Below are 23,745 nucleotides of genomic sequence, written 5' to 3'. Positions count from 1 at the left end.
GAAGATGGAGAAACGGATCATGCATATTATAAGCGGGATGCTGTTAGTTGTGGCTCTGCTGTCTATGACCGGATGTGGGAAAAGTGGACATGCGGAGAGTCGGAGAACAGATACCGGTACGGATGCCGGGATGCAGACATATTCCGTATATTATATGAATCAGAAATGGACAGAGTTTTCTGTCTATGATACGAAGATCGATCAGTTGGAATCAACGGAAAATGTGATAGATAAGCTGATGAATCTGTTGATATCAACAGAAGACGAGCAGCTTTATAAGATTCCGGTTGCAGATGGAATGACTTATCAGCGATATTCTTATGATGGAAAAGGACTGGTAACGATCATGTTCAATCTGGATTATGATACCGCAGAGAATTATCAGATCCTGTTGTGTAAAATGGCATTTACAAAAACCCTGTGTCAGGTAAATGGTATTTCAGGGGTTTCATTTGAATTGTCGGATCTGATTGGAGAGAAGAAGGTAGATACAAGTGTTTACAATGCGGAATCATTTTCAACGATCGGTGATAATTTTATGGAGGCTTCTTATTCCGTGACGATCTATACGCCGGATAATACCGGAAAACGGCTGGATAAGCATACGACGGAGATTGATGCGTTGTCTTACAAAGCACCGGAGGAACAGATCATGGAAGCACTTCGGAATTCCCAGGAATGGAAGAGTCCGATCGATAAGGATGTAGATATTCTTGATATCTATGTGTTGGATCGGGTGTGTTATGTTAATTTCAGCAAGACCTTTTTGGATCATGTCGGTGATTATGATGACAAAGTGATCATTTATTCGCTGGTTGATTCTCTGACAGAGCTGTCAGATGTGGATGGTGTTGTATTTGAGGTAGAAGGCAGTCAGGATCTTGTATATGGAGAGAATTTGGATTTCTCAGAGACATACACAGCGAATTATTCAATGTGTAATTAGACAGGTACTGACAGATAGCGGAGGAAAAGAAAATAAAAAGACCACTATTTTGGGCCGCATGTGCATTTATGCTTGGAGAGGCGGAGGCGATTGCTGGCAGCAGGTGGTTTACTTTGGCTGCAATGATAGTTGCAGCCTTTTTTCTGTTTACGGGAGAAAAAGGGCAAAAACAGGGAAAAAGGCAAAAACAGCAAAAACAGAAAGAAGAGTCCGGCCGGGATGAAAAAATACGGATGTCGGACAGGCGAAGACAGACAAAGCGGAGTGTGGATGTAAAACGAACAGTAAGAATAACTGTCGGAATTCTCATATATGTGCTGTTTGCCGGAATGGGGTATATGAATATCAACATATTGCATGAGCAGGAACAATATGCTTCCCGGCTGAACGGTTGTTCCGGAACAATTTCCGGAACGATATACGAGATAAAGGAAACGGAAAACAGGCAGCAGGTCTTTATTAAGATCGTGGATGCAAGAGGAATGTCCGGTGAAGAATGGACTGGGTTTCATGAAAATATGAAGCTGCTTGTGTATGTGGAGAAAGGTATAACCTTGTATCCGGGACAGGAGGCAGTATTTGCCGGCAGATTTGAACAGCCGGAGCATGCGGGAAATCCGGGAGCCTTTGATGCATATCGATACTACAGGAGCCAGGGGATCTTTCTTATACTTTCAGATGCAGAGCTGCAGAAAACAGGAAAACAGTACTCGCATATACGGGCGGGGCTCCGGAAGCTCCGAAAACGGATATCAGATGTAATTGGTAACTTATACGGCGAGGAGGATGCATCTGTGATACGGGCGATGCTTCTGGGTGAACGGCAGGGGATGGACGGTGACGTGAAACGGATGTATCAGTTGAATGGTATTGCACATATTCTTGCAATATCGGCATTACATATTGCGATCATTGGTATGACCTTGTATCGGCGTATGCGAAAATGGGGAGTTTCCTACTGGAGTGCGGGAATTGGATGCAGTATTCTGGTTATTCTGTATGGACAGATGACCGGACTTGCAGGATCAACGATGCGGGCGATCATTATGATGGGGCTCCTGTTATTTGGGAAAGCCATTGGGCGTTCGGTGGATCTTCTGACCTCAACAGGAATTGCCGGGGTATGGATGTCGGTGATAAATCCTTATGTTGTATTAGATGCCGGATTTCAGCTTTCATTTGCAGCGATAACCGGGATAGCTGTGATCGTGCCGGTGTTACAACAGGTATTTAGCAAAAGGGGAAGTGCTGACCTAATCAATAAGCTTGGTGCAGGGACGGTGTTGCAACACATATTTGGCGCAGGGGAGAAAATCCGGCAATCGCTTACTGTCAGCATGGCAACCTTTCTGGCGACCTTGCCGGTGATCGTCTACTATTATTACCAGTTTCCATTGTATGGTATTTTATTAAATCTGATCGTTGTGCCATGTGTATCGGTCGTCCTGACCGGTGGGATCGGAACGGTTATCTGTGGCTGCATGTCACTTCAGGCGGCCGGATGGCTTACGATTCCGGTGAAGGGGATTTTGTGGTTATATGAAATGTTGTGTCAGGGGATGGAACAGCTTCCCGGAGCCTGTATCAATATCGGACATATTCCGGTGAAGCTGGTGGTGGGTTATTATATTGCGTTACTGATATCCTTATATTTTATGACCAGGATGAGAGCAGATAGAGGAGACAGAACGGAAGGCAAACAGACTCGAAAAATCGTAAAAAAGTCAAAATGGCAGGTCCGTAGAAATCAGGCAGTGGAAGAAAAGTGTGATCAGCAGACGATAAAGGAACGGAAACACAGAAAAATCCGGTATGGGATCGCAGAGATTTTTGCCGTGCTGATATTCTGTATATATGCAGGAAGCGTGCTCGACCGTCCATTTACGGTTGCTTTTCTGGATGTCGGGCAGGGGGATGGCATACTGATCCGGACGGAACAGGGAACGAATATTATGATCGATTGTGGTTCATCGGATAATAAGACGGTAGGAGAATATGTTCTGCTTCCTGCTCTTCGGTATTATGGGATGGCAGAACTGGATTATGTTTTTATAACACATGGGGATAAAGATCATATATCCGGGCTTCAGGAATTATATGAGCTGGAGCATACCGGGATTCGGATCCGGAATCTTGTTGTGGCGGAATATGGCGACCGGGAAGGACTGCTGGAACTGATCAATCAGGCAGAACAGCATGGAACTGAGGTTTTATATATGGATGCGGGTAGCATATTTTCTGAACCGGAAGCTGGAGCTTCCGGGATATTTCGGATCGCATGCATATATCCGGGAGAATCGGATGTTCACACAGATGCAAATGAAGCCTCTCTTGTGCTGCAGGCAAGTGTCGGTTCTTTTCGTCTTTTGTTTACAGGCGATGCAGGGGAAACAGCAGAACAGCAGATGACAGAGACTGGAAGATTGGATGCGGTTGATGTTTTAAAAACAGGGCATCATGGCTCCAGATATGCAACCTCGGAGTCATTTCTTCAATATATAAAGCCGCAGTATGCGGTGATCAGTTGTGGAAAAAAGAATCGGTATGGTCACCCGCATAAAGAAACGCTGGAGAGACTGCAGGCTGCTGGTGCGGAGGTTTACCGCACCGACAGCAGCGGCGCTGTAATTTTGCAGATACGGGCAGGAAAAATTATGCTTCATGGGTACGGAGGATAAAATTAAGCATTGATACCAAGCCCCAAATGAAATGATGGGTATATGAGAGAAAACATTTCCGAAAGAAGAATTAATATGTGCCAAAAATGGAAAAGGATATAAGTGGTATTTGAAGAGTGCAGGAGAGTATTATTATTGGGAACATTTCGGTATGATGGACAATCCGGAATATGCGAGTCCTGCCTGCAGGAAAATAAAAACATATTGTGATAATGGAATAATACCATCTATTAATTTAATTATGACATATGAAACCAGTGCTTGTCCTATCGGAATGGAAAGAATAGAGCAAGTGGCAGAATATTATTTCGGATAAATGACACATTTGATATAATGAACGCAAAATTATTTGCTCGCAAGGATGCTGATTTTGCGGAATGCATAGAATGTGCGAAGCACATGATATAATTAGTATAAAGAAGTGGCAAACTATACTCTACAGTGCGTAGAATCCGCAGAAATTCACCATTTTCTACGCTTTATGGGTATGATGCCGGATGCAGGTATGTAATAATCTGGTCAGAAAGGAGGCAGATATGGATCAGATCAGTATAGGCAGGTTTATTGCAGCGGAAAGAAAAAGAAAAGGTTGTACACAGAAGCAGCTTGCAGAAAAACTGAATATCAGTGATAAAACAGTTTCCAAATGGGAATGTGGAAAGGGATTCCCGGAAGTGTCTCTGTTATTACCTTTATGTAAGGAACTGGACATTACGGTAAATGAACTGTTGTCCGGTGCAAGAGTGTCTGAGGAAGAATATCAAAAGAAAGCGGAGGAAAATATGGTGAATATGATTAAAGAAAGAGAAGAAAACAAGAAGAAATTAATTCCTACAATTATAACGGGTTTAATTGCAACGATATCATTTATTACATTGATCATGGTTGTTGCAGTGTATACAGAGGTGATCGCAGTACCGGTTAAGATATTACTGATAGTGATCGCATGTGTTATATTTGGTTGTGGACTTATGGTTGCGATGGAAGGTGAGCGCACCATCGGTTATTATAAATGTCGTCATTGCAATGAGCTGTTTGTTCCGACCTTTGGTGCATATACAATGGGAATGCATATGATTTCAACCAGATATTTGAAATGTCCAAAATGCGGAACAAAAACCTGGTGTAAAAAAGTTCTGGCAAAAGAAAATAGAAATATGATGTAAAAAAGTTCCGACAAAAGAAAATAGAAACACGATGTAAAGAAAGTTCCGGTAAAAGATAAGTAATTTCTGTTATAGAAAACAACCTGTCTTTTGCCGGAACGATGAAGATTCAAAACCTAAATATGAAAAATATTGATTAAAAATACCATTACCAGTCCGTAGTAGGTGATCACGGCAACCAGATCATTGACCGTTGTAATGAGTGGACCGGAAGCAACCGCAGGATCAATATGGATCTTGTGGAAGAACATAGGAATGATAGTTCCGACAAAGCTTGAGATCACCATTGCAACGATCAGCGAGATGCCGACACAGCCAGAGATCAGGAATGCAGATGCCCATATATATTTCTTAAAATAGTGGATATAGATTCCTAAAAACAGGAGTGCCATGATTCCAAGGCTTGCACCATTTAAGAAGCCGATCTTCATTTCTTTGATAAGAAGGGAAAGCTTCTTTTTAGTACTCAGGTCTTCGTCCATAAGTACACGGATCGTAACAGCGAGGGACTGTGTGCCGACATTTCCAGCCATATCAAGGACAAGGGACTGGAAGCATATTACGATTGGAAGCACCGCAACAACGGATTCAAACATTCCTACCACAGAGGATACCGCCATGCCAAGGAACAGAAGGATTATGAGCCATGGCAGACGCTTTTTCATGCTGGTAAAGGTTGGTTCGTTCAGGTCTTCTTCGGATGTAAGACCGGCGAGCTTTGCGTAGTCATCACCCATAGCATTATCCACCAGTTCCACGATATCATTTGCAGTCAGGATACCGGCAATGGTTCCGTTTTCCGATAAAACCGGGATGGAATCCTCTTCATAATCGGTGAGATCTTCGATACAGTCTGCAATCTTCACATGCTCATATACAGACGGATAGGAGCGGCTGATAATATTTGACAAAGAGTCATTTTCCCGTGCGATGATCAGATCTTTCAGATCGATAGCACCGGAAAACTGACCATTTATATCAGTGGTATAGATCGTCGAGATATTGTCATGTTCTCCTGCCTGCCGAACCAGTGTACTCATAGCTTCACGGATGGATAAGGTGTCCGGAATACAGATATAATTGTTCGTCATGCAGCTTCCAATCTCATCGTCTTCGTAAGAAAGCAGCTTCTTTACATCTCTCCGGGAATCATCATCCAGATGGGCAACCATTTCCTGTTGTTGCTCGGCGGAAAGTTCATCCAGAATATCCAGAGCATCATCCGCATCCATATCGGATATGACTCTTGCGGCTTTATCAAGTGACAGTTCATCCAGATACGGCTTGGCATCATCCAGATAAGAGAAGATCTCTGCAAGCCGTGGGGTGCCGATCATAGTGTACAGGTGCATTCGTTCTGTTTCGTTTAGCCGTGTGATTGCTTCTGCGACATCTTTGTCGTGATAGTTTGCCAAATGCTTCTGCAATACCTGTGCGTTCTTTGCATTACGGATGATTTTTACGAGTTCTGTTACATAATCTTTTTTAAATACTGTGATTTTTGTCATTGTGACCTCCTTCCTGCCTGTTTTCAGACATAAAAATACATCGTCTCAGTGTGAAGACCGGATGGTCAGGATCGTCTGATGCGATGTATGAAAAGGCACACAACAATATAAGATGGGGTTATCGGATCTTCATAGACAGCCACATCCATTTATGCTTTCTTATCATAACATCGCATATTTTACTTCGTCCAATACGATCGCAACTATCCATGAAAATTCACCTCCGTTTGAAAATCGAATTTTAGATTTTGGTATTTGATATTCTCAAAAACCTTTGCTACTATAACAGAAAAGAGTTGAATTGACAACCTGGATAATTCGGATTGGGTAAATTTTATATTTAGGTTATATTTTTAAAATACATAGAAAACAGGAGGATATCAGAAATGCGGATCGAGCATGTTGCAATGTATGTAGAGGATCTGGAAAAGACAAAAGAATTTTTTATAAAGTATTTTGATGCTGCTGCGGGAGAACAGTATTATAATCCGAAAACAGAGTTTCAGTCGTATTTTTTAAGCTTTGAGGATGGAGCAAGACTGGAGATCATGCAGAAACCACGGGTATCCAATGTGAGAAAAGAGCTGGCACGAACAGGGTATATTCATCTCGCTTTTTCAGTTGGAAGCAGAGAGAAAGTCGATGCATTGACGAAAAGACTGGAAGAGGACGGATATAAAGTTGTCAGCGGACCACGGGTGACAGGTGATGGATATTATGAGAGCTGTGTTCTAGGTATCGAGGATAATCAGATCGAGATCACGGTCTGAAGGACAAGAGAAACGTGAGAGAAAAAATGAAGTGAAAAGATCGATTGGGAATCCGGCTGGTCGCAATACATAACATTGGCAGTGTGGGAATCGGAACAGTCATGGCAGCGGGTCGGGTAGGATCTGTGCTTGATCTGGTAACAAAAGCATTTGGAACATGGCGTGATCATCTGTATTATGGAAGGGGCATAAACAGAGCCGGAAAGAATGTGAGACAGGTGTTGAAAATCAAATCGGTATTTGGCATAATGGACTGGAACAGGAAAGAAAGGAGACATAGCTATGGCAGCAGGAAAAAAACAGAGCGGCAAGGATGCAATGGCGGTTATCAACGAGCATATAAAGAACGAAAGCTATGCTCCGGTATATCTGTTATACGGAGATGAAACATATCTTGTGAACCAGTACAGGGACAAATTGCTTTCGGCGGTAACAGACCGTGAGGACAATATGAATTTTGCAAAGTTTGCAGGGGAGAAGATCGATCCGATGGAGATCATAGGCTTCTGCGAGACGATGCCATTCTTCGCTGATCGGCGCGTGGTGCTGGCAGAAGAGACCGGGTTGTTTAAAAAGAGCTGTGAGGAATTTGCGGAGCGGATCAAAGAGCTGCCGGATACTTCGCTGATCCTGTTTGTTGAGTCAGAAATTGATAAGAGAAATAAATTATATAAAACCGTTGATAAGCTGGGAGAAGCTCTGTGCTTTGAAACACTAAATGAGAAGACGCTTGCTGTATGGGTTAAGGGAATGTTCAAGGGAGAAGGAAAACGGATAACCGATGATGCGATCCGTTCCCTGATCGAGCATACCGGATCAGATATGAATTCGATCAAGAATGAGATTGATAAGCTGATAAGCTATACGGTAGACAGGGAGGATGTAACGGTATCCGATGTGGAAGCTCTCTGCGTTGGCAATTCGGAGGGACATATATTTGAGATGATCGATGCCATATCCAGAAAACAGCAGGATCGTGCACTTCACCTGTATCATGAACTGCTTGAAAACAGGGAGCCTGCGATGCGGATTCTGTTTTTGATCGCCAGACAGTATGATCTGTTATTAAAGACAAAGATGTGTCTTGCCGAGAATAAAAATTATGCAGATACGGCATCGGTGCTTGGCATTCCGTCATGGTCGGTGAAGAAATATGCGGAACAGTGCCGGAATTATTCGGAACAGGAACTGAAGAAGATTATGGAAGCCTGTCAGGATACCGACTACAAATTAAAGACCAGTCAGGCATCGGATGTAGTGGCAGTAGAAGTGCTGTTGATATCATTGAGCCGGTAGCCGGAGCTACACGAACATCGTTATATCATTGTATATCACAGGTATTATTATAGTCTGGAGACTGAATTATTACACAAAAAAACAGAACCTCAAGGGTTCTGTTTTTTTTGACGGTTTTGATTATATATGTGCAGCCTTACATATGTAATCAATTATAAAAATATATATGAGTCAGATTAAGCCATCTTGTTGACAGCGGCTGTAAGACGTGATACTTTACGAGAAGCATTGTTCTTGTGGTAAACGCCCTTTGAAGCAGCCTTGTCGATCTCTGAGATAGCAACCAGAAGATTTGCCTGAGCAGCTTCTTTGTCACCAGCAGCGATAGCAGCTTCTACCTTTTTGATAACTGTCTTAACCTTAGACTTGATCATCTTGTTTCTTAAAGTCTTCTTGTCAATTACTTCAATTCTTTTCTTTGCAGATTTGATGTTAGCCAAAATTCTCTACCTCCATTTGAATTATAGATTATAATAAGGTTTTTACATTAAAACCGGACACGGACAATTCAATGTAAACATACTCATCAATATTAGTATAGAGAAATTTATTTGTCAAGGGGCGAAGTGAAAATATTTCCATTTCTGAAAAATAAGATCGGATCTTATTCCCATCAATTTTATTTCTATCCTATTTCTATTACTTGTTGGCTTGTATGGAAAGGGAGGACATGGTATACTGTCTCTATTAATGCGTTATATATTATTACATACCAGGAGGTAAGAAAATGTTTGGATTTGATGAAATTACAAAAGTGGATCCGGAAGTTGCGGCAGCAATGACGGATGAACTGAACAGACAGAATAACAATCTGGAGCTGATCGCATCAGAGAATATCGTATCAAAGGCAGTTATGGCAGCCATGGGAAGCCATCTGACTAACAAATACGCAGAAGGTTATCCTGGAAAGAGATATTATGGCGGATGCCAGTATGTAGACGTAGTGGAAGATCTTGCCAGAGAGCGTGCAAAAGAATTATTTGGATGTGAATATGTAAATGTTCAGCCACATTCCGGAGCACAGGCCAATATGGCAGTATTTTTCGCTATTTTAAATCCTGGCGATACATTTATGGGAATGAATCTGGATCATGGCGGACATCTGACACATGGATCACCTGTAAATATGTCCGGTAAATATTTCCACTGTGTACCTTATGGTGTAAATGATGATGGCTTTATAGATTATGACAAAGTTCTTGAGATCGCAAAGGAATGCAAGCCAAAGCTGATCGTAGCGGGTGCATCTGCATATGCAAGAGCAATCGATTTCAAGAGATTCCGTGAGATCGCAGATGAGGTTGGAGCATATCTGATGGTAGATATGGCACACATCGCAGGTCTTGTAGCAGCAGGACTTCATATGAGCCCGATTCCATATGCACATGTTACAACAACTACTACACATAAGACACTTCGCGGACCTAGAGGTGGTATGATCATGTGCAGCAACGAAATCAATGAGAAATTCAACTTCAATAAGGCAGTATTCCCTGGTATCCAGGGTGGACCTCTGATGCATGTCATCGCAGGTAAGGCAGTATGCTTAAAGGAAGCATTACAGCCGGAATATAAGGAGTATCAGGCACAGGTTGTAAAGAATGCAGCAGCACTTGCATCCGCATTAATGGCAAGAGGCTTCAATATCGTATCAGGCGGTACAGATAACCACCTTATGCTGGTGGATCTTCAGAACCTGGATCGTACCGGTAAAGAAGTAGAGAAGCTTTTAGATGAGGTTCATATCACTGTAAATAAGAACACAGTACCAAATGATCCAAAATCTCCGTTTGTAACAAGCGGTATCCGTATCGGAACACCGGCGGTTACAACCAGAGGTGCAAATGAAGCTGATATGGAGACAATTGCTGAGGCAATCAAGGCAGCAGTGATTGATGATGACAAGGCAAAAGCAGAAGCACTTGTTAAGAGTATTGTAGAGAAATATCCACTGTATGCATAAGGTTGTTATATGGAAGATTTATTTGACGAGAAGCTGTTAGAAGCGATCCGGCTTGCAGAAGCATTGCAGGATGGACAGTCAGAAGAAAAAGAGTCAGAAGGAAAAAAGACAGAAGTAAAACAGGAAACCGAAAACAGCCGTCCGGTCAGCCGGACGGAAGAGCCGGCTGCTGCTCCGGTTCCACAGACTGGTGAGGAAGCGGTCGATCAGCTTATAAAAGAGATCGTGCAGGAAACGCAGGAAGAGATCGCTGCCGAAGGCATCCAGACAGAGGATATCAGAAAAGAATTTTTCCAGAAGAAGGCAGAAAAAGCGAAACGGGAAAAGAAGAAGCTGGATCCGGAACTGGAATCCAGACCGGTACATGCACCCAAAAAGCTGAAGGATCCATGGAGCCTCCGGAAAAAGATCTGTGTGATCCTGCTTGTTGTGATTCTGGTTGTGACCGGGATCCCTGCCGGTATATTTGCAAGAATGTATATGAATGGAAAGAACCGGCTGGCAGAAAATGCGCAGGGAGAAAAGGTGAGCTTTCATACTGACGGATCTTCATCAACGGCTATCACATATAAAGGAAAGAACTACGTTTATAATACAGATAGCGTATCGATTCTGGTATTTGGCGTGGATAATTCCGAGTATGTGCCGAAGGAACCGGAAAAGAACGAAGAACCGAAGACGACAGAGGCGGCAACGGAAGAAACAAAGTCCAAAAAGTCAAAGAAGTCAAAGAAAAAATCAAAGAAAGCCTCAGAGGATACAGAATCCACGACGGAAGCTGATCTCAGAGACAGAGATGATGCCCTGACTTATTCGGATGCAAATGGTTCTGAATATGTCCGGTATGGCGGAAGGATCGATCTGTGCTTCCTGATGGTATTTGATCTTCGAAATGATAAGCTTCACGTTATTAATATAAATCGTGACAGTATGACAGATGTGGATATTAAAACCATAGAAGGAAAAACAGCACTTACAGACCGGATGCAGATCGGACTGGCATATGGTTATGGGGATGGCGAGATCGTCAGTTGTGAGAATTTTACACATGCGGTATCCGGACTGATGTATAATCTTCCAATCAACGGTTATGTGGCACTTGATATGGATGCAATGGCAGATATCAATGACGTCCTGAGCGGGGTAACATTGACAGCCAGAGATACGATCAGTGAGAATGTCTTTGAGAAGGATGTAGTCACCTTACAGGGCAATGACGCATACCGGTATCTGGAAAAGATGGATACGGTAACGGATGCAGTCGGCGAACATGGCAGACGGATGGAACGTCAGAGTCAGTATCTGGCAGGCTGGCTGGAGCGGTTTGAACAGTGCTATTCCGATGATAAGGGAATCATAAAGAAGGTATACGAGGCAGCAAGTCCATATCTGCAGACGAATCTGGACAGAGATGCCTGCCTGTATCTGTTCAGCAGAATGCGTGGAATGGATATAGCAGTTGCAGAGAAGGATATACAGAAGCTTCCGGGAACGTATGAACGCCCTGCTCATTTTGATGAGTATCAGGTGGATACGGGAAGTCTGGTAGAAGAGATGCTGGATATTTTCTATATTCCAACCAGTTAGTGTGACATATTATATAAAATAAAAATTAAAAATATCCCAAATGCGGATTGAAGCGGCATGCAAAAAATGGTAAAATTCACTTAAATTTTGTTTGCGCGGAACTGCATTTGGGGTATTTTTTTATGCAATATCATAAGAGACAGGATGAAATGAAAAATATGCACAGAGGGGCAGTACAAATGTAGAGACATCTTGTATAAAGTGTATAATACAGCGGGCATAACAGCAAGGAGGGCATTTTAGAAGCATGAGAGAACATGGAAAAAGAGCAGCAGCATGGTTCCTTACCGTTGTCATGGTCATCACGATGATCGTGCCGTATGGCGGGGCAGGAATTCCATTTGCAGGTCGGGTGAAGGCAGCGGATCTGATCGACCTGTCCGGAAAGGATGGAGCACATAAGGTTACTGTTGTAGCGACGACGGAAACCGGTCTTGGTAATTATTATACCGGCGAGGCGATCGAAGCACCGGTTACGGTAAAGGTAGATGGGGAGGAAGTACCGTCAGACTGTTATGATGTGGTATACACAAACAACGTGAACGTGTCAACTGCAACTGAGCTTGCCGTGGCGACGATAACCGGTAAACCGGAAAAGGGTTATACAGGAAGCAATACGGCAAAATTCAAGATCCGTGTCACACCGATCAATAAAGCAACGGTCAAATTTGCATCCGATACGACACTTGTATCCGGCAAGTATTATGTTCCATATGTAAAGAATCTGGCAAATTCTCCGACAGTCGAATCGGTTACCTGGAATGGAAAGGTTCTGGTAGCAGAGAAAGATTATTATGAGAATGTTACTCTTTCAGAGAATTATCTGAAGATTGGTTCTAAGGGAACGACAGCGATTAAGGGAATGAATAATTTCAGTGGTTCCAAAACCTATACCTGGTATCTGAAGGCTGCCAATATCCAGGATCAGATCATCACACTAAGCAATTCCAATTACAGCTATGATGGAAAGGAAAAGAAGCCATCGGTAACGATTGCCGATGTGAACTCCTGGCTGGATGAGAATAATGATTATCAGTATCTGGAAGAAGGTGTTGACTATACTCTTTCTTACAGCAATAATACCAATGCAGGAACGGCATCTGTAACAATTACAGGTATAAATTGTTATACAGGAACAAAGACAGTAAACTTTACGATCACAAACAGCAGCAGTGGCGGAGATACAGGAACGAAAGATATCTCGGCAGCAAGCGTAACGGTAGCATCCTGTACCTATAACGGAACCGCTCAGACACCGGCAGTTACCGTAAAAGACGGAAGTACAACACTGAGACAGGGAACGGATTACACCGTACAGTATGCATCCAATACCAATGCCGGAACCGGAACAGTGACGATCACCGGATGCGGCAAGTATAGGAATACGAAGACAGCGACATTTACAATTGCAAGAAGAAATCTGTCGAATGCAACGCTGACAGCAGCGACAGAAACCTACAATTACGGAGCATCAGTTACATCATCTAATATCACAGTCAAAGATAACGGACTCGGAAGAACATTAACGAATAATACCGATTATACGATAGGAAGTTATAATGCAGTAAATGTTGGAAATGTAACGATCACAGCAACCGGAAAAGGAAACTATACCGGAACGGTCAGCGGAACCTTTACGGTAAATGCACTGAATGTGTCAAGTGTAGCAGCAGTTACATTAAATCAGACAGAATTTACGCAGACAGGATCAGAGATCAAGCCAACCGTTACAGCAGTAACAGCAGGCGGACATACATTAACGGCAGGAACCGATTATACCGTAAGCTATCAGAATAATACTGCGGTTGGTACTGCGGCAAAGGTAATTGTCACATTCAAAGGAAACTATACAGGGTCAAAGACAGTATATTTCACGATCAAATCAAACAGCAGCAGTGGTGGAGATACAGAGACAAAAGATATCTCAACAGCAACGGTAACGGTAGCTTCATGTACATATAATGGACAGGCACAGACCCGGACATGATCGTAAGGTTTTCAACGATACCTACTTCATGTACATATAATGGACAGGCACAGACACCGGCTGTCACGGTAAAGGATGGAAGCACGACATTAAAGCAGGGAACGGATTATACGGTATCCTATTCCGCAAATACAAATGCAGGAAATGGAACGGTTCTGATCAGTGGATGCGGCAAATATGCAAATACAAAGTCCCTCACTTTTAAGATCAATCCAAGAGATATTTCAAAGGCGACTTTGACGGCAGAGCCTGCAACATATAAATATGGAGCAGAAGTATTTTCACCAAAGATCAGTGTTTATGACAGCGAACTGAGAACAACATTGACGAATAAAACCGATTATACAGTTGCAAGCTATGTAGCAAAGACAGCAGGAACGGTACCGTTCAGTGCGACAGGAAAAGGCAATTATACAGGAACCGTTACCGGTACATTGACTGTCAATCCTCTGGATGTGACGAATACAGCAAAGGTAACATTGAATCAGACATCCTTTGATCAGACCGGTGCAGAGATCAGACCGACAGTAATGTCGGTCACTTCAGATGGATATACACTGACCAAAGGAATAGATTATACGGTATCTTATAAAGATAATGTAGCAGCCGGCAATCTTGCAAAGGTAATTGTTACGTTCAAGGGAAACTATACAGGTTCCAAAACTGTGTACTTTACGATCACTTCTTCCCTGCCGGATCTGTCAGGGGCAGTGTGCAGTACAATTGCAGATCAGACCTATACCGGAGTACAGATCAAACCGGAGGTTACAGTGACCTATGATGGCAAAGCACTGACGAAGGACAGCGATTACACCGTTTCATATGGCGCAAATGTTAACTGTGGTACAGGTACGGTTACGATCACCGGAAAGAACGGATACAGTGGAACGAAATCTATAAATTTCAAGATCAGTGCAAGAGCGCTGGCAGATTGCTCGTTCAGTTATGATGAGAGCGTAAAATGGACAGGAAGTGCCGTAACGCCGAATATCCGTATCACATATGGTCAGAAGCTCTTAATAGAGGGTACGGATTATACCGTTGCTTATTCCAATAATATAAATGAGACAACGGCAGCGACTGCTACAGTGACAGGAAAAGGTAATTTTACAGGAAGAAAAGTACTGACATATAAGATCACCAGAGATCGTACTGACGTCAATGCTTCAACGATTACAGTCGATGCGATCGCAGACCAGGAATACAATGCAGGACAGGGACTCCGACCTGCTGTTACAGTCAGAAATGGTGGTACGATCCTTACTCTGAATACAGATTATACGGTTACTTATACCAATAACTATACCGCAGGTTCTAAAGCAATAGTAACCATTACGGGAATCAATGATTATACAGGAACAAGAACAGCAACCTTTAATGTTGTTGCACTTGATCTGACAAATGCAAAGGTTGTTTTGGAAGCAGACAGTTATGAATATACAGGCATGCCACAGACTCCGGGTGTTACATCCTTTACAACTGTATCTGGAAAGACCTACACCAGTATGACGAATTTCACTGTAAGTTATTCGAATAATAAAAACTGTGGAACGGCAACGGTAACTATAAAAGGAAAAAATGCAAACTTTACAGGAAGTGCAGAAGGAACATTTACTGTTACAAAGAAATCAATCAACGGAGCGGTTTTCAGTAATATTACAGCATGTACATTTACAGGAAGTGAGCAGAAGCCGACAGCAACCGTAAAGATTGGAACTACGACGCTGGCTGCCAATACAGATTATGAATTATCATATGAAAATAATATTAATGCCGGTATAGGAACGATTACAGCAACCGGAAAAGGCAACTACAGCGGAAGTTCAAAGACGACCTTCACGATCGCAGCCAGAGCTATCACATCCTGTAAAGCAGAATACAGCAAAGAGATGATATATACCGGATCCGAGGTAAAGCCTTCTGTAAAACTGACCTATGGTTCCTACGAACTGAAGGCAGGAACGGATTACACTGTTTCCTATAGCAATAATATAAATGAAACAGACAGTGCATCGATCCGGATCACAGGAAATGGAAACTTCAGCGGTACACAGACATGTACATTTAAGATCACAAAGATCGTAACAAACATCAATGACCGTTCGATCAGCATAGCATCGATCGGAGATCAGGAGTATCAGGGAGGCGAAGCCATTATTCCGAAGCTCAGGATCACACGGGATGGAGTTACTCTGGTAGAAGGTGAGAGTTATACTATAACAGTAACCAACAATAAGACGGTTGGTTCCACTGCAACCATTACGATACAGGGTATCGGAGCATATACAGGTAAAAGATCCCTGACATTTAAGATCGTGGCAGCAGATATTACAGGTGCAGAAGTAGCACTTGTACAGCGGGCATATGAATATACAGGTGCGGCATTTACACCGGCAGTTGTAAGCCTTACAACCACAAGTGGAAAGCGGATCACAAATCTGTCAGAATTCAGTGTTTCATATTCCGGCAATACCAATGTCGGAACGGCAACTGTTACTGTGACCGGAACCGGCAGTAATTATAAGGGAACCACAACCGGAACTTTTGCGATCACGAAGAAGGCGCTGAATAATTCTCTGGTAATGAATGTGGGGACAGTGACTTACACAGGATCTGCATTAAGTCCGGATATTACAGTAACCTTTAACGGTAAAACGCTTACAAAGGGCAAGGATTATGCAGTTGCATTTACAAATAACATCAATGCCGGAACTGCAAAAGCAAAGATAACAGGTCTTGGCAATTATGATGGAACAGTTGAAAAGAACTTTACCATTCTGCCTTTTGATATAAATAATGGCGGATTTATCATGGTTATGGGTTCTCCATATACCTATACAGGAGGAGAGCTGAAACCGGGATTCACTGTTATGATAAGTGGAAGATCACTGGCGGCTGCAAACTATGACGTGGCATATTCCAACAATGTCAATGTCGGAACTGCAACGATCACAGTTACAGGCAAAGGCAATTATAAGGGAACGATAACTGAAAAATTTACAATCCAGGCGAAGCCTCTGAAAGACGTTTCTGTGACTTATGCAAATCTGATGTCATATACAGGAAAACAGGTTTGTCCGGAAGTAAAGGTAATGGATGGAGCAGTTGAGCTAAAGCAAAATGTTGATTATGATGTCAGCTATCAGAATAATACAGAAGTGACAACATCTGCACGGATCAAGATCACAGGAAAAGGAAATTATACAGGAACAATAGACCGGTATTTCTCAATCCAGAAACAGGAGATCAATCTCAAGGATGCAGAGATAACAGCAGATAACCAGACTTATAACGGCAGGGAACAGAAGCCGGCTGTTACAGTAAAGGTATCCGGCAGAGTGATCGATCCATCCGAATACAGTGTGCTCTATTCTGAAAATATCAATGCCGGAACTGCAAGAATCACGGTAAATGGTCTTTCGGATTCCTTTAAAAATACAGGATATGGAACCTTTACGATCCTTCCAAAACAGATAGAGCAATGTACGGTGTCCTATACAAAGAGCGTATCCTATACAGGAAAGGCTGTCACACCTTCCGTTATTGTCAAGGATACAGCAAGAAATGCAGTGCTGAGCGCCGGAGCATCTGCAGACTATACGGTATCGTATCAGTCGAATACAGAGCCGACAACCAAGGCTGTGATACAGATTACAGGAAATGGAAATTACACCGGTACATTGACACAGTATTTTGCAATTGTAAAACAGACGACACCGGTTACAAAGACAGATCTGTCTGCGGCAGTTATAACGGTGGCAGACCAGACTTATACAGGAAAAGCATTAACACCTGCAGTTACTGTTACATTAAAAGGTAAGGAGCTGAAGCTGAATACAGATTACACGGCAGCATATTCCAACAATACAAATGTTGGTACAGCGAAGGTTGTGATAACCGGAAAAGGCAATTATACAGGAAGTGTGTCAAAGACATTTGCGATTAAGGCAAAGACCACACCGAATGTGAAGAAGCCTGGTACAACAAAAAAGATTACAGTAAGCAAGATCAAGACAACTTCTGCAAAGATCACATGGAAGAAGGTATCTGATGCAGATGGATATATGATCTACCAGAAGCAGGGCTCCGGCAAGAAGAAACTTATAAAAACGGTGGGTAAGAATGCATCTTCTTACAGTGCGAAGAAGCTGAAAGCAGGAACCAAATACACTTATAGTGTATATGCTTATAAGAAGTCAGGAAACTCTAAGATAAAGGGCAAAGAGAAGAGTAAGGCATTTGTAACGAAGCCATCAAAGGTAAAATCAGTAAAGACGACAGCAAAATCAAAGGCATGTAAGATAAGCTGGAAGAAGGTAGCCGGTGCCAGTGGATATCAGGTATATATGGCAACCTCAAAGAAAGGCAAGTATAAGAAGATCGGCGATACAAAGAAGCTGAATCTGACAAAGAAGAGCCTGAAAAAAGGAAAGACATATTATTTCAAGGTCAGAGCATACAAAACTCTGAATAAGAAAAAAACATATGGTGCTTATTCCGTTAAAGTAAAAGCGAAGATTAAATAAGCGGGAAAATAAAAAACAGCCATTGATGAAAAGGAAGCCGGATCCATATACGGATCCGTTTCCAACGCATCGATGGCTGTTTGTTATGGGTGAAATTATAAATATTATTTTGGCTGCTGATATGGAAGACAGGTTAAATGAATTCTGTAAAAAATGTATCTGCCATATGTTCCAGAAATTCAATGACTGCATCATATGGAAAAATCTCAGCACGGGTGACGGAAGCTTCCGGGGCAGGTGACGGATTCTGAATAATGTACGTCTGCAGAGCTTTTGTGATCTGTGACGGATCTTCCGGCCGGCATTCTGTAATATGTACAAGCTCCGGCTGATAAGTGATTTGTTCCGGTATATATGGATGAAAGTCTTTTAGTAGACGTGGATTGATCCTATCATATTCTCCATAAAAGTACCGGTCAGAGAAAAATTCTGCCAGAGGAATCTTTTTTTCCGGTTGTGAGAAAATGTGAACATACAAAGGGTGTCTTGTATCAAAACAGGTATTTCCTGCGGTATCTTCTATAGTGAAATATTCCGGCCAGAAATCAGTCACATAATGAGTATCCAGATGGAGATGTGCCAGGATGCCATAGTCAGCCGGTGACAATATCGCATCATCCGGGTAGAGGGCACGGATATGAGCAAGCTCCGGATATTTTGTGATCAGGTTCTTCTGCCATGCCGGACGGAAATGCGTTTTTTCTTTATTATCCGTGATATCCGGCAGGATACAGCCGAGGAGAAACTGTTCAGGGGCGGATTTTATTGCCGACAGATGGGAATCTGCCGCAGAAGTTACACCTGTATTTATTTTATTGATTATCATTTCACCCTCGATCAGATGCATCAGAAAACCGGGCATGCGACTTAAACCTCCTGTAGATCATAAGTTAAAGAAATAATAGTGACTTTTAATGGGGATGTCAAGCCGGAGAAAAGAATATTGACGTATGACAAAAAAGAATATAAAGTTAGCGGTAGAAACAAAGTATCGAAAAGAAAGAGGAGGTACTTATGGGATCAAAGATCTGTCCAATATGTGATGGAAAAGTAAACAGTATTAATTTTTGCAAAACCTGTAAACGATTTGTGACACCGATTGAAACCAGTCACACCTTTTATCTGAACGAAAGACGAGAGCCTGAAGATTATCAGAGAGAGTATCAATATAGTGGGGATGTATCGGACTACAGTGCGGACAAACCTGAAGTTGAGGATGAAGTAACAGATTGCCATGATGAGTTTGAAACCGAGCTTCCGAAATGGGCGAATCGTACTCCAACATCGGCAAAACCTATACCGAATCCGGATACGACCTATACGACAAAGAAGAAATCGAAAAAAGCAGAGGGCGTGATCTCTGGTCTGCTTTTTCTGGCTGCAATTGGAGTATGTTTCCGGACGAGCAGTTTGTGGGATGTATGGCAGCAGTACCGGGATGAGCAGGAGCTGCAGGACTCGCTGGATGAAATGCATGAGATGATGGATGAACAAGATGAGGATATGTTTGTAGATGAGGACGGATACAGTTACCGTTATATCTATCAGCCGGGAGAAATTACGGATTATGGTACAGACAGTCTGGTCGGATTATCGGCTGATGAGGTGTTCGACCGGGGAGAAGCCTGTGATGGTGTGGCTCATTATGAGGGTGTCACCAGTGATGAGTTGGAGGCTGATTTTTTACAGAATGCGGAGGAAGATGGCATTTTATTTGAAGATACAAGTACAGGAACTGCCGGAAATCTGAGTTTGTATGAATACTCGTATCAAAATGGAGATACATTTACATACTATAACAAAGAAAAGTATATTTCAGATGACGAATGTGGCATTGATGTGAGCATAAACAGTGATCTGAACACACAGGCGATCCACTCTGTCCGTATATGGCAGTATCCTCCGGATGTCGATGACGGTTTCTGTCTGGATCAGATCTATGAAGATCTGGTAATGGCACTTGAGGATGAAACACTTCAGGGCGACAGTCTGGAACGGTCAACAGAGATGATTTGCGCCTATCAGGAAAAGGAGTATTCTGCGGATGATTCCAGTGCAAATTATACAGAACTTCAGATTGGAAAATGGAGTCTGACGATCAGCAGAGGAGAAACCTCTCTTGGTATTGCGATGGACTATCTGGGTGAATAGAAAGGTTAAATCTTCATGAACAAAAGCGGTGCCATCTTGAAAGCCGGGAAAAACGTGGTTATAATGGATGCGAAATTGCCGGGAATATATACAAAAGAAGAATACAGCAGGCAGGCTGTATAAAAAGGAGGTTCTGATTGGACAACAATTTACCTGATAACAGTAATAACAACAATAATAACAATAATAACAGCAATAACAATAATAATGGAAATAAAGGAAGAAACAACCGCTCGATCATGGTGATCCTGGTTATTTCCATTTTACTGACATTTTTATTCTGGCGCGTATTTGACCGGGTGTCATCCGGCAGGGAAGAGGAAGTCACATATGGTCAGTTTATCGAGATGTTAGATAAGGGCGAGGTTGGTTCCGTAAAGATCTACGGAAGTAAGATCGTATTTGAAAATAATGCCGATGATAAGGTGATCAGTAAGACGAAATATACTGCAACCAGAATATCGGATGACAGTCTGGCAGAGAAGCTTCGTCAGGCAAAGACAAAATATGGAACAGAATATGAAGGTGTAGATGAAAGCGGAAGTGCCATGGTTGGCACGATCATTTCTTACATTGTAATGATCGTTGCATTCTATCTGTTGCTGTCGATGATCATGAAACGAAGCGGCGGTGTAGGTAGAGCAAATGCGAAGATTTACGTTGAGAAGAAAACAGGTGTTACCTTTGCGGATGTTGCCGGAGAGGAAGAGGCTAAGGAATCTCTGACAGAGATGGTCGATTTCCTGCACAATCCAAAGAAATATCTGGATATCGGAGCGAAGCTGCCAAAGGGGGCACTGCTTGTCGGCCCTCCGGGAACCGGTAAGACCCTGCTTGCAAAAGCAGTGGCAGGTGAAGCAAATGTACCATTCTTTTCTATGTCCGGGTCCAGCTTTGTAGAGATGTATGTCGGAGTGGGTGCTTCCCGTGTCAGAGATCTGTTCAAACAGGCGACACAGATGGCACCATGTATTATATTTATTGATGAGATCGATGCAATTGGAAGAAGCAGAGATTCCAGGCATGGCGGAGATTCCGAACGGGAGCAGACCCTGAATCAGCTTCTTGCAGAGATGGATGGCTTTGATACATCAAAGGGTATTGTGATCCTTGCAGCAACGAATCGTCCTGAGGTGCTTGATAAGGCACTTCTTCGTCCGGGACGATTTGACCGCAGAGTTATCGTAGAGAAGCCGGATCTGAAGGGAAGAATCGATACACTGAAGGTTCATTCCAAGAATGTCAAGATGGATGAAACGGTTGATCTTCATGAACTGGCACTTGCAACTTCAGGTGCGGTTGGTGCGGATCTTGCCAATATTATAAATGAGGGAGCGCTGGCCGCTGTCAGAGATGGCAGAATTCTGGTTTCCCAACAGGATCTGATCGGTGCGGTAGAGGTTGTATTTGCCGGAAAAGAGAAAAAGGATCGTCTGCTCAGTAAAGAAGAAAAGCAGATCGTTGCTTATCATGAAGTCGGACATGCATTGCTTGCAGCACTCCAGAAGCATACGGAGCCGATCCAGAGGATTACGATCGTTCCAAGAACCATGGGTTCCCTTGGTTATGTATGGCAGGTTCCTGAAGAAGAGAAATATCTCGAATCCAAGAAAGAACTGGAAGCAGAGCTTATAACCCTGCTCGGCGGACGTGCTGCAGAAGAGTTGAAATTCGACTCCGTGACAACAGGAGCATCAAATGATATCGAGAAGGCGACCAAGACAGCCAGAGCCATGATCACCATGTATGGTATGTCAGATAAATTCGGCATGGTGCAGCTTGAATCAATAGAAGGACAGTATCTGGACCGAAATCTTGCCCTTCAGTGTTCGGATGAGACCGCTACCAAGATTGATAAGGAGATCCGTGATATGCTGCGAGATTCCTATAATAAAGCAAAGAAACTTTTGTCTGCCCATATGGCAGCCCTGGATTCTATCGCCAGCTTCCTTATAGAACATGAAACGATCACCGGCAAAGAATTCATGTCAATTCTTGCTCAGGTGGAACCACAGAGATAGGAATGTAACACCGTACCCAGTCTGGTATATTACACAACTATTATTCCGCAAGGCGCTTGCGCTCTATTCCTCGGCGTAGCGGTACATAAAGTTGCAAAAGACGCAACTTAAGTACCGACGCTCGGAAAGGCTTGCTTCATAACAGTGTGTGATATATCAGACTGGGGACGGTGTTTTTGATATATCTTGTGGATCAGCATAGAAATGGTCTATTAGCAAAAAAGTGGACATTTTGTTAATCCGATAATGCTTTATAGGATATAGGTGATCGATTTATGCAGTTGAGAAAGAAAAAATCATTAACACTATAGGTATTATACACTGTTATGAAGCAAACCTGCCCGAATGTCGGTCCTTGATGAGCTGCCGAAGGCAGGGAGTCTAGTACCGTTACATGAGGGTAGAGCGAGAGCGTTTTGCGGAATAATAGTTGTATGATACCTATAGTATTAATGACTTTTAAAAAGTATAACTGCGTAAATCGATAGAATACCTATATAAAGCATTATCGGTCGTATTGAAGCTGGTCGAGGTTTTTGCCGTAGGCAGGGAGGAAGTCAGACAGAAAACGTTCAACCTCCGGAAGGTCGGCAGCCAGCTTGTCGACAGAAGCCTTTGTGGATTCGTAGGCGCTGGAGAATTCCGGATTGCCGACAGAGGTTTCTTCCATACATTTGATAAGAGCAGATAGTTTATCTGCCGCTTTTACAAGCTTCCAGATATATTCATCTCCGGACTGGCGGAAGAAGAGTGGTTCATACTGTGGTTTCATTTCATCCGGCAGTTTGTTTAACAGCTTGTAGCAGGCTGTTTTCTCGATCATTTTAAAGGATTCCTTGATAGCGTCGTTATAATACTTGACCGGTGTCGGCATATCACCGGTTATGATCTCTGAAGCGTCATGGTAAAGTCCAATCAGAGCAGCCCGCTCTGCATTCAGATCCTTTTCATAATAGGTATTGCCGATCACGGCAAGTGCATGAGCGATAATGCTGACTTCCAGGCTGTGCTCACACAGATTTTCTTCCCTTGTATTCCGCATCAACGCCCAGCGGTCGATGTATTTCATCCTTGAAATCATAGCAAAAAAATTATATTCCATCTTTATCTCCTTATTAAATAATTGTGAATATATCTGCAAAAAAA

The 23,745-nt window shown here is 42.8% G+C and carries 16 protein-coding genes; 12 read left to right on the top strand and 4 right to left on the bottom strand.

Annotation, left to right across the window (positions count from 1 at the left end; genetic code table 11):
* Positions 1-4 precede the first annotated feature (4 nt).
* From OCV60_RS05995 to OCV60_RS05980, 4 genes are all read left to right on the top strand, one after another.
* Entirely contained in the window at positions 5-946 is a 942-nt protein-coding gene (locus tag OCV60_RS05995) for a GerMN domain-containing protein (protein ID WP_262529722.1), read from the top strand.
* Between the two features lie 122 nt (positions 947-1,068).
* Positions 1,069-3,624: a ComEC/Rec2 family competence protein gene (locus OCV60_RS05990; protein WP_330659703.1), complete on the top strand. Its 2,556-nt coding sequence runs from the start codon at positions 1,069-1,071 to the stop codon at positions 3,622-3,624.
* Between the two features lie 109 nt (positions 3,625-3,733).
* On the top strand, positions 3,734-3,940 hold the full coding sequence (locus OCV60_RS05985; RefSeq protein WP_021944817.1) for a hypothetical protein: 207 nt from the start codon (positions 3,734-3,736) through the stop codon (positions 3,938-3,940).
* Positions 3,941-4,160: 220 nt separating this feature from the next.
* Positions 4,161-4,790, top strand: coding sequence for a helix-turn-helix domain-containing protein (locus tag OCV60_RS05980; RefSeq protein ID WP_021944818.1), 630 nt, complete (start codon positions 4,161-4,163; stop codon positions 4,788-4,790).
* A 116-nt stretch (positions 4,791-4,906) separates the two neighbouring features.
* On the opposite strand, the gene mgtE is transcribed toward OCV60_RS05980, so the two are convergent.
* Positions 4,907-6,298 (bottom strand): magnesium transporter, encoded by a 1,392-nt coding sequence (gene mgtE / locus OCV60_RS05975; RefSeq protein ID WP_262529718.1) that lies wholly within the window; start codon positions 6,296-6,298, stop codon positions 4,907-4,909.
* A gap of 386 nt (positions 6,299-6,684) precedes the next feature.
* Between mgtE and OCV60_RS05970 the strand changes: the two genes are divergently transcribed.
* Positions 6,685-7,068, top strand: coding sequence for a VOC family protein (locus OCV60_RS05970; protein ID WP_021944821.1), 384 nt, complete (start codon positions 6,685-6,687; stop codon positions 7,066-7,068).
* A 282-nt stretch (positions 7,069-7,350) separates the two neighbouring features.
* Entirely contained in the window at positions 7,351-8,364 is a 1,014-nt protein-coding gene (holA, locus tag OCV60_RS05965; protein ID WP_262529715.1) for a DNA polymerase III subunit delta, read from the top strand.
* Positions 8,365-8,540: 176 nt separating this feature from the next.
* On the opposite strand, the gene rpsT is transcribed toward holA, so the two are convergent.
* Positions 8,541-8,804, bottom strand: a complete 264-nt coding sequence (gene rpsT, locus OCV60_RS05960) for a 30S ribosomal protein S20 (protein WP_008401332.1) — start codon at positions 8,802-8,804, stop codon at positions 8,541-8,543.
* 287 nt (positions 8,805-9,091) lie between these two features.
* Here rpsT and glyA point away from each other — a divergent pair, with 287 nt between their 5' ends.
* The 4 genes from glyA to OCV60_RS05940 all read left to right on the top strand — a co-directional run bounded on the left by glyA (position 9,092) and on the right by OCV60_RS05940 (position 18,427).
* Positions 9,092-10,327, top strand: coding sequence for a serine hydroxymethyltransferase (glyA, locus tag OCV60_RS05955; RefSeq protein WP_021944825.1), 1,236 nt, complete (start codon positions 9,092-9,094; stop codon positions 10,325-10,327).
* Positions 10,328-10,336: 9 nt separating this feature from the next.
* The gene (locus OCV60_RS05950) at positions 10,337-11,914 is read left to right on the top strand and encodes an LCP family protein (protein ID WP_262529714.1); all 1,578 of its coding nucleotides are present in this window, start codon (positions 10,337-10,339) and stop codon (positions 11,912-11,914) included.
* Positions 11,915-12,161: 247 nt separating this feature from the next.
* On the top strand, positions 12,162-13,901 hold the full coding sequence (locus tag OCV60_RS05945) for an autotransporter outer membrane beta-barrel domain-containing protein (RefSeq protein WP_262529713.1): 1,740 nt from the start codon (positions 12,162-12,164) through the stop codon (positions 13,899-13,901).
* Positions 13,898-18,427, top strand: a complete 4,530-nt coding sequence (locus OCV60_RS05940; RefSeq protein ID WP_262529711.1) for a fibronectin type III domain-containing protein — start codon at positions 13,898-13,900, stop codon at positions 18,425-18,427. The genes OCV60_RS05945 and OCV60_RS05940 overlap by 4 nt, the downstream gene beginning before the upstream one ends.
* Before the next feature lie 133 nt (positions 18,428-18,560).
* Here OCV60_RS05940 and OCV60_RS05935 read toward each other — a convergent pair whose 3' ends face one another.
* On the bottom strand, positions 18,561-19,289 hold the full coding sequence (locus OCV60_RS05935) for a hypothetical protein (RefSeq protein ID WP_021944828.1): 729 nt from the start codon (positions 19,287-19,289) through the stop codon (positions 18,561-18,563).
* 152 nt (positions 19,290-19,441) lie between these two features.
* Between OCV60_RS05935 and OCV60_RS05930 the strand changes: the two genes are divergently transcribed.
* Positions 19,442-20,578 carry a hypothetical protein gene (locus OCV60_RS05930; RefSeq protein WP_021944829.1) on the top strand — a complete coding sequence of 379 codons (1,137 nt, stop codon included), beginning with the start codon at positions 19,442-19,444 and terminating at the stop codon, positions 20,576-20,578.
* A 239-nt stretch (positions 20,579-20,817) separates the two neighbouring features.
* Positions 20,818-22,599: an ATP-dependent zinc metalloprotease FtsH gene (ftsH, locus tag OCV60_RS05925; RefSeq protein ID WP_416810454.1), complete on the top strand. Its 1,782-nt coding sequence runs from the start codon at positions 20,818-20,820 to the stop codon at positions 22,597-22,599.
* Between the two features lie 505 nt (positions 22,600-23,104).
* On the opposite strand, the gene yfbR is transcribed toward ftsH, so the two are convergent.
* Positions 23,105-23,701: a 5'-deoxynucleotidase gene (gene yfbR / locus OCV60_RS05920; RefSeq protein ID WP_021944831.1), complete on the bottom strand. Its 597-nt coding sequence runs from the start codon at positions 23,699-23,701 to the stop codon at positions 23,105-23,107.
* Positions 23,702-23,745: the final 44 nt, after the last annotated feature.

Origin of the sequence: Coprococcus ammoniilyticus, from assembly GCF_025567345.1 — a bacterium.
GTDB lineage: Bacteria > Bacillota > Clostridia > Lachnospirales > Lachnospiraceae > Coprococcus > Coprococcus ammoniilyticus.
The sequence above is the reverse complement of the archived record's forward strand: the minus strand, read 5'-3'. Positions and strand labels throughout refer to the sequence as shown.